The following is a 7,487-nucleotide window of genomic DNA, read 5'->3' on the forward strand; positions in this document are numbered from 1 at the left end:
ATCAATCTCGCCTGACAGACCGCCATCGCGAGCAAGCTCGCTCCCACAGTGTTACCGGGTGTACGCAACATCTGCGGCTATCCAAAAATCATTGTGGGAGCGAGCTTGCTCGCGATGAGGCCGGCCCAGTCCACATCAATCTCGCCTGACAGACCGCCATCGCGAGCAAGCTCGCTCCCACAGGGTTACCGGGTGTGCGCAACATCTGCGGCTATCCAAAAATCATTGTGGGAGCGAGCTTGCTCGCGAAGAGGCCGGCACAGTCCACATCAATCTCGCCTGACAGACCGCCATCGCGAGCAAGCTCGCTCCCACAGGGTTACCGGGTGTGCGCAACATCTGCGGCTATCCAAAAATCATTGTGGGAGCGAGCTTGCTCGCGAAGAGGCCGGCACATTCAATATCAATCTCGCCTGACAGACCGCCATCGCGAGCAAGCTCGCTCCCACAGGGTTACCGGGTGTGCGCAACATCTGCGGATAACCAAAAACCAGTGTGGGAGCGAGCAAGCTCGCGATGGTGGCTACACGGTTACGGATCAAACCCAGATCGCATCCCACAACGGATAGTCGCCAAGCTTCTCAACCAACCCAGCCCGCAACGGGTTCGCGACAACATATCGAGCAAGCTTGACCAGGTCCTCATCCCGCCTCAACGCCCGATCGTGATAGCCCTGCTGCCATAGACTGCCTTTACGTCCGACGGACATGTTCACGGCCCGCGTACTCAATGATTTGGTTTTTTGCATCAGCTGACTGAGTGAGCACTGCTGCAACTCGATCAACCAATGAAAATGATCGGGCATGACGACCCACGCTAAAGAGTTCGCCCAGTATTGTTCCTGTGCATACTGAAATTGCTTGACGACCAGCCTGCCCAAACCGAAATCCTTGAAAACCGGTTCTCGATCCAGCGTATTGCTCGTCAACAGGTAAACCCTGTTGGGCTCGGCATAGCGGCCGATGCGCAGACGAAATGAAGCAGGTAAATCAGGCATTCCTTTACCCTCTCCATGGTGAATTCAGGAGCAAGGCTAGACCGGTAGATGCTTGGGCGTTGGGTCAACCTTTGACCGGATGTGACCAATCGAAAGCTATCGCGAGCAAGCTCGCTCCCACAGGGTTAGTGGGTGTACGCAACATCTGCGGGTATCCAAAAACCATTGTGGGAGCAAGCTTGCTCGCGATGAGGCCGGTATATTCAACATTGATGTTGAATGACAGACCGCCATCGCGAGCAGGCTCGCTCCCACAGGTTTAGGTGTTGGCTTCAGACTGCCGGCTGAAAGGGCACAAACTCCGTCACTTCCAGATCAAACCCGGACACGGCGGTGTACGGCACCGGCGAACTCATCAGGCGCATTTTGCGCACGTTCTGGTCGCGCAGGATCTGCGCGCCAATGCCCAAAGTCCGTTGCGGAAACTGTGGCGCCCGGTGCTTGCCGCCGCTGCGCTGACGCAGTTGCTCAAGCACGCCTTCGGCGGATTCCTTTTGCGCCAGCAGCACCAGCACACCGCTACCGGCCGCCGCGATACTGGCCAGCGAACGCTCCAGCGTCCACTGTTGCGGCCCGCCTTCGCTTTCACACCCCAGCACGTCACGCAACGTCTCAATGCTTTGCACCCGCACCAACACCGGTTGCGTGCTGTCGATCCGGCCCTTGACCAGCGCCAGGTGCAGCGAGCCCTGGTAGGTGTCCTGATAGGTGGTCACCTGGAACTCACCGTGGCGGGTATGCAACGGATATTCGCCGCCGCGCTCGATTGTGCCTTCATGCAGGATGCGGTAGTGAATCAGGTCGGCAATGGTGCCGATCCGCAAGCCATGACGTTGGGCGAACTCATGCAACTCGGCACCACGGGCCAGTTCGCCGTCCTCGTTGAGAATGCCCACCAGGGTTGCCGCCGGTTGCAGCCCCGCCAGACGTGTCAGGTCGCAAGCGGCCTCGACATGTCCGGCCCGCTGCATCACGCCACCGGGCAAGGCTTGCACCGGGAAGATATGCCCCGGTTGCACCAGGTCCGTTGGAACGCTGGCCGGGTCGACCGCCACCTGGATCGACCGCGCCCGGTCCGCCGCCGAGATACCCGTGGACACCCCGGTGGCGGCTTCGATCGAGCGGGTAAAACCCACGCCATGTTGCGCCCGGGAGTTGGGCACCATCAGGTCCAGGCCCAGCGCGCGACAGCGCTGCTCGGTCAGGGCCAGGCAAATCAGCCCGCGTGCCTGCACCGCCATGAAAGTGACGGCTTCGGCCCCGGCCTGTTCGGCGGCCATCAGCAACGAGCCTTCGCCGTTGTGTTCGTCGTCGGTGATCACCACCATCCGACCGGCGCCGATGGCCTCGATCAGTTGCGGAACCGTATTGAATGCCAGACCGTTCATTTGAGTGCCCCGCGCAGGTCGGCCGCCGCATCGGACAAGGCATGTGCCGCCCCTTCCACGAACGGCGCCATGCTGATAAAACCATGGATCATGCCGTCACAACGCTGTAGGCGCACAGGCACACCCGCCTCACGCATGCACTCGGCCATTGCCTCGCCCTCATCGCGCAACGGGTCGAATTCGGCAGTCATCAGGGTCGTTGGCGGCAATCCCGCCAGGCTCTCGGCACGCAACGGCGAGGCCAATGGGTCATCCGCCCGCCCGACGTCTTGCAGATATTGCTGCCAGAACCAGCGCATCATTGCGGCGGAAAGCAGATAGCTCTCGGCAAAGTCTTCGAAGGACTGAGAGTCGCAACCCGCATCGGTGACCGGGTAAAACAGGCACTGATAGCTGATCTTCGGTCCTTGGCGTCGTGCCGCCAACTGACTGACCGCCAGCGCCAGATTGCCCCCTGCGCTGTCTCCGGCCACAGCCAGCCGGCTGCCATCGACGCGCAGTTCAGCCGCGTGCTCGACCAGCCAGCAGGTGGCCGCATAACAATCGAGAGGCGCAGCGGGGAACTTGTTTTCCGGCGCCAGTCGGTAGGCGACCGACACCACCACGGCTTCGGTCTGGCGGGCCAGCGAGCGGCAGAGATTGTCGTGGGTATCGAGATTGCCCATGACAAACCCGCCGCCATGGAAAAACACCAGCAACGGCAGGTCGGGTTCTTCCGATGGCCGGTACAGCCGTGCGTCCAGTTCACCGTCCGCGCCGGCCACCCGCAAGTCCCGTACTTCGCTCATCGGATCACCGGGGATGGCCGGCAGCAGGTTGTCGGAGAACTGCCGGTACTGAGCGGCATCGACCTGGCTGAAATCGGGCTCGGGGATGTCGCGAAATTGCTGGAGCACCCCAGCGATCTGCTTATCGAGCGGCATGGGCATCGTCCTCTACGTCGGCCATTTGAAACTGCGGATTGGTCTCGCCCAGGATGCTTTGTACCCGGCGCTCAAGGGCCGGCTTGAAACCCTTGTGAGGCAGGATCCAGAAGCGTTTTTGCGCGATGGCGGCGAACACTTGCGCGGCCAGTTCCGCCGGGGTCATGCCCTGGCGAATGGTGCTGTCGAGCAGTTGACTGAAGTCGGATCCGGCGGTGTCCACCACCTGGTTCGACGCCATGATTTCACTGGCCACCGGCCCCGGGCACAGCACCGAAACCGATACCGGCGCACCGATCATGGCGAGTTCGTAATGCAGGGTTTCCGAGAGCGCGACCACCGCCTGCTTGGTCACGTTGTACGGCGCCATCAGCGGACTGCTGACCAGCCCGGCAAGGGACGCGGTGTTGATCACATGGGCTGCCCGGCCCTGACTGAGCAGCAACGGCACAAAGCTGCGAATGCCGTTGATAACGCCGTTGAGGTTGACGTCCAGCATGCGCTGCCATTGCGTCTCGGTGATTTCCCAGCTGAAGCCGGTTTGCATCACCCCGGCATTGTTGAATAGCAGGTCGACCCCGCCGAAGTGCTCGACAGCCCGGTCACGCAAGCGCTCGACCTGTTTCACATCACCGACATCGGTGACGCAGGCAATCGCTTGCACACCGCTGGTGTTCAATTCGTCGCACAGGGCTTGCAGACCCGCTGCATCCCGATCCGCCAGCACCAGGCGCATGCCCAGTGTCGCCGCGTGTTCGGCCAGGCCACGGCCAATACCACTGGCGGCCCCGGTAATCACCGCTACCGGCCCTTGTTCATTACTCATCGCCAACTCCTGCCATGGGTCCAATGGCGCCAGTAGAGCGGGCCTACTTAAAGCAGCCATCGTCCATTCAGACGATGCCCGCTTTTACAGGGGCGGCAGAATCCGTTACATGCGCCAACCCCGTGATCCCTTGGGAGAATAATAAGATGAGTACCCTGCACCGCATCGAAGCCAAACTGCTGGAAGACCGCTACGCCCGCGGCTGGCATTGCCTGGGCCTGGCCGCGCAATACCGCGACGGCAAGGCCCATCGCCTGGAGGTGTTCGGCACCCGTCTGGTGGCGTTCCAGGGTGAAGACGGCGAGCTGCATATTCTTGATGGCTACTGCCCGCACATGGGTGCCGACCTGAGCACCGGTTGCGTTGAAGGCAACTCGATTCGCTGCCCCTTCCACGCCTGGCGTTGGGGCGCCGATGGCGTGTGCGATGACATCCCCTACGCCAAGCGCATCCCGCCTCGGGCCAAAATCAAAAGCTGGCCGATCATGGAAGAGAACCAGTTGCTGTTCGTCTGGAATGACCCCGAAGGCAACCCCCCGCTGCCGGAACAACGCATTCCGCGCATCGACGCCTGCTACAGCGACGAATGGGCGGCGTGGGAAGTCGCTGAGCTGCAGATTGACACCAACTGCCGCGAACTGATCGACAACATCGCCGATATGGCGCACTTCGGTACCGTCCATGGCGCGCCGGTCGACGAGTTCATCAACATTTTCCAGGGCCACCTGGCCACTCAGATCATGCGCGCCCGCAGTGAGCGCCTGTCCGGCGACAGCGTGCTGACCACCGAGGCCACCTATTTCGGCCCGGCCTATCAGATCACCGAGATGAACGGTGCCATGAACGGCCAGCCGATCCACTCGATCCTGCTCAACTGCCATGTGCCGATCGACCTCGACAGTTTCACCCTGCGCTACGGCGTGCTGGTGAAGAAGATCCCGGGCTTGAGCGAAGAGCAGAACCAGGCGATGGCCAAGGCCTACGTCGCGCAGGCGCAGGCAGCCTTCTACGAAGACGTGGCCATCTGGCACAGCAAGACCCGCGTCGATAACCCGCTGTTGTGTGACGGCGACGGTCCGGTCTATCAGCTGCGCCGTTGGTACGAGCAGTTCTACACCGACGTCGAGGCGCTGTCGGCGGACGTTGCCGAACACAAGAAGTTTGTCGTGCGCGCCAGCGAACGGGTCTGACGCCAGCGGCTTTTCGCCCGCCATGGGCCTGTTCGGCAGCCGCCGGTCAGGCCCTGAGCCCGAGCGTTGCAAGGAGTCGATACCGGCGCTTATTCTCGGCCACCGCCAACGCTAATAATAAAAACGGTTTTTCCCTATGCAGCAGAGCCTCAGCCTCGATACGTTCAGTGATTTGATCGGCAACCTCTATCAGGGTCCGCTGGAAACCATTCCCTGGGCTACTTTTCTCAATCAGCTCAATGTGCATCTGAACAGCAAGTACGTGACCTTCATCCTGCGTCCGCCCAGCGCCCACGTGGACGGCTTGATGGTCAACACCACCGGCACCTCGACCGAGGCGACCGCGTCGTACAACAAACACTTTTTCAGCCTAGATCCGTTTGTCGACCTGCCCAACCGCCAGGTGGTGACCCTCGCCGAGTTCGTCTCCAACGACGACTGGCAGAATTCCGAGTTCTACAAGAACTTCCTTGAACCGGTGGACGTGTTCCACATCCTCGGTGCCGACATCAACACCGTCGACGGCGCCCAGTGCCGCATTCGCATCAGCCGCGGACGTGACGACAAGCCGTTCGGCAATGAAGAAAAGGCCATGCTCACGCATTTCATTGCGCACCTGGAACGTTCGATCAAGATCCACATGCAGCTCAACCGCATCGAAGCCGAACGCAATCTGTACGCCGGCGCGGTGAACCAGATGGCGGTCGGCACGATCATCCTCGATGAGGCCGGCAAGGTACTGCAGACCAACCAGGTCGCCGACCGGCTGATCCAGGAAAAGGACGGCATCAAACTGGTCAACGATGGCCTGCAGGTCGGTACGGCCCGGGACACCCAGGAGTTCCGTCGCCTGGTCAAGCAGTCGCTGCTGTCGCAAAAAAGCAGCAACCCGTCGGTGGTCGAAGCCCTGCGCGTGCAGCGGCCGTCCGGCAAAGCGGACCTGGGGATCATCGTGCGCTCGGTGCCATTGACGGACTGGAGCGAGGGCAAGCAGTGCCCGACCGTGGTGATTTTCATCAGCGACCCGGAGCAACAATCCACCGCGCCGCAGGAAATCGTTCGCGCGCTGTTCGACTTCACCCCGGCGGAAACCCAGCTGGCGATGTTGCTTGCCAACGGCTTGACCCTCGACGAAGCGTCGGAAGAGCTGGGCATCAGCCGCAACACCTCGCGGGCACACCTGCGCTCGACCTTCTCCAAGACCGGCGTGACCCGCCAGACCATGCTGGTGCGCCTGATCCTGCGCAGCGTGGCGACCCTCGGCTAGCCCTCATTGCCGCCCTCGTCCGCTCGGACGATGGCGGCTCCCGTTGCACAGCGCACAGTGTCTTTATCCCAAACAGGGGACTGCCCCATGCGCAACTGCCCAACCATCCTCAAGACTGAACTGCTGGCGCAAAGCGGCCACTTTCAGATCGAAGCCCTGCACCTGCAATTCAGCAACGGCCAGCAGCGGGTCTACGAACGCCTGCGCGGCACCGGTTATCGCTCGGTGATGCTGGTGGCGATGCCCGATCCAGAGCATGTGCTGTTGGTGCGCGAATACGCGGTCGGTGTGGAAAAAACCATTCTCGGTCTGCCCAAGGGCGGCGCCGAGCCCAATGAAGACTACTTGCAGGCGGCGCAACGCGAGCTGAGCGAAGAAGTCGGAATGCGCGCCGAACGCCTCACTGAACTGGGCGAGCTGACCCTGGCACCGGGGCACTTGTGCCACCGCTACCGAGTCGTACTGGCCGAACAACTGAGCCCCTGCCAACTCGAAGGCGACGAACCCGAACCCCTGGAATGCCTGCGGGTACCGCTGGCGCAAATCCCCGAACTGGTGGCCCGCGGTGAACTCCACGAGGCCAGGGCGATTGCGGCGCTGTTCATGGCAATAGGCGCCCTCGCCCGACGAACCTGACACCACACCGGCACATCCAACATCCATGTCGCCTGATAGGCCGCTATCGCGAGCAAGCTCGCTCCCACAGGGGATCACGGCCAGGCACAGATCCTGGGGACGCCCAATAAACCTGTGGGAGCGAGCTTGCTCGCGATGAGGCCGGCAAATCCAACACCCATGTCGCCTGATAGGCCGCCATCGCGAGCAAGCTCGCTCCCACAGGGGATCACGGCCAGGCACAGATCCCGGGGACGCCTAATAAACCTGTGGGAGCGAGC

Annotated in this window: 7 protein-coding genes; 3 read left to right on the forward strand and 4 right to left on the reverse strand. The window is 61.7% G+C overall.

Going from position 1 to position 7,487, the window contains the following annotated elements:
- Positions 1-538: 538 nt before the first annotated feature.
- The 4 genes from AC1RDQ_RS02780 to AC1RDQ_RS02795 all read right to left on the reverse strand — a co-directional run bounded on the left by AC1RDQ_RS02780 (position 539) and on the right by AC1RDQ_RS02795 (position 4,134).
- A complete protein-coding gene (locus tag AC1RDQ_RS02780) occupies positions 539-997 on the reverse strand; it encodes an REP-associated tyrosine transposase (protein ID WP_057714058.1) in 459 nt (152 codons plus the stop codon).
- 272 nt (positions 998-1,269) lie between these two features.
- Positions 1,270-2,385: a 3,4-dihydroxy-2-butanone-4-phosphate synthase gene (locus tag AC1RDQ_RS02785; protein WP_154861403.1), complete on the reverse strand. Its 1,116-nt coding sequence runs from the start codon at positions 2,383-2,385 to the stop codon at positions 1,270-1,272.
- Positions 2,382-3,308: a LipP1 family hormone-sensitive lipase gene (gene lipP1, locus AC1RDQ_RS02790; protein ID WP_492586218.1), complete on the reverse strand. Its 927-nt coding sequence runs from the start codon at positions 3,306-3,308 to the stop codon at positions 2,382-2,384. Before lipP1 ends, AC1RDQ_RS02785 begins: the two co-directional genes overlap by 4 nt.
- Positions 3,295-4,134, reverse strand: a complete 840-nt coding sequence (locus AC1RDQ_RS02795) for an SDR family NAD(P)-dependent oxidoreductase (RefSeq protein ID WP_492586220.1) — start codon at positions 4,132-4,134, stop codon at positions 3,295-3,297. The genes lipP1 and AC1RDQ_RS02795 overlap by 14 nt, the downstream gene beginning before the upstream one ends.
- 146 nt (positions 4,135-4,280) lie before the next feature.
- Here AC1RDQ_RS02795 and AC1RDQ_RS02800 point away from each other — a divergent pair, with 146 nt between their 5' ends.
- From AC1RDQ_RS02800 to nudE, 3 genes are all read left to right on the forward strand, one after another.
- Positions 4,281-5,324 (forward strand): 3-ketosteroid-9-alpha-monooxygenase, oxygenase component, encoded by a 1,044-nt coding sequence (locus tag AC1RDQ_RS02800; RefSeq protein ID WP_340315892.1) that lies wholly within the window; start codon positions 4,281-4,283, stop codon positions 5,322-5,324.
- A gap of 136 nt (positions 5,325-5,460) precedes the next feature.
- Positions 5,461-6,591 carry a helix-turn-helix transcriptional regulator gene (locus AC1RDQ_RS02805; RefSeq protein WP_057714053.1) on the forward strand — a complete coding sequence of 377 codons (1,131 nt, stop codon included), beginning with the start codon at positions 5,461-5,463 and terminating at the stop codon, positions 6,589-6,591.
- Between the two features lie 87 nt (positions 6,592-6,678).
- Positions 6,679-7,227 carry an ADP compounds hydrolase NudE gene (gene nudE, locus AC1RDQ_RS02810; RefSeq protein ID WP_057714052.1) on the forward strand — a complete coding sequence of 183 codons (549 nt, stop codon included), beginning with the start codon at positions 6,679-6,681 and terminating at the stop codon, positions 7,225-7,227.
- Positions 7,228-7,487 lie beyond the last annotated feature (260 nt).

It is taken from the genome of Pseudomonas sp. GW823-FHT02E01 (assembly GCF_058797535.1).

Bases quoted from the DNA above. Each gene is read 5' to 3' on its own strand.
- lipP1 (WP_492586218.1), bottom strand. From the start codon at position 3,308: ATGCCGCTCGATAAGCAGATCGCTGGGGTGCTCCAGCAATTTCGCGAC.
- AC1RDQ_RS02805 (WP_057714053.1), top strand. From the start codon at position 5,461: ATGCAGCAGAGCCTCAGCCTCGATACGTTCAGTGATTTGATCGGCAAC.
- AC1RDQ_RS02785 (WP_154861403.1), bottom strand. From the start codon at position 2,385: ATGAACGGTCTGGCATTCAATACGGTTCCGCAACTGATCGAGGCCATC.
- nudE (WP_057714052.1), top strand. From the start codon at position 6,679: ATGCGCAACTGCCCAACCATCCTCAAGACTGAACTGCTGGCGCAAAGC.
- AC1RDQ_RS02780 (WP_057714058.1), bottom strand. From the start codon at position 997: ATGCCTGATTTACCTGCTTCATTTCGTCTGCGCATCGGCCGCTATGCC.
- AC1RDQ_RS02800 (WP_340315892.1), top strand. From the start codon at position 4,281: ATGAGTACCCTGCACCGCATCGAAGCCAAACTGCTGGAAGACCGCTAC.
- AC1RDQ_RS02795 (WP_492586220.1), bottom strand. From the start codon at position 4,134: ATGAGTAATGAACAAGGGCCGGTAGCGGTGATTACCGGGGCCGCCAGT.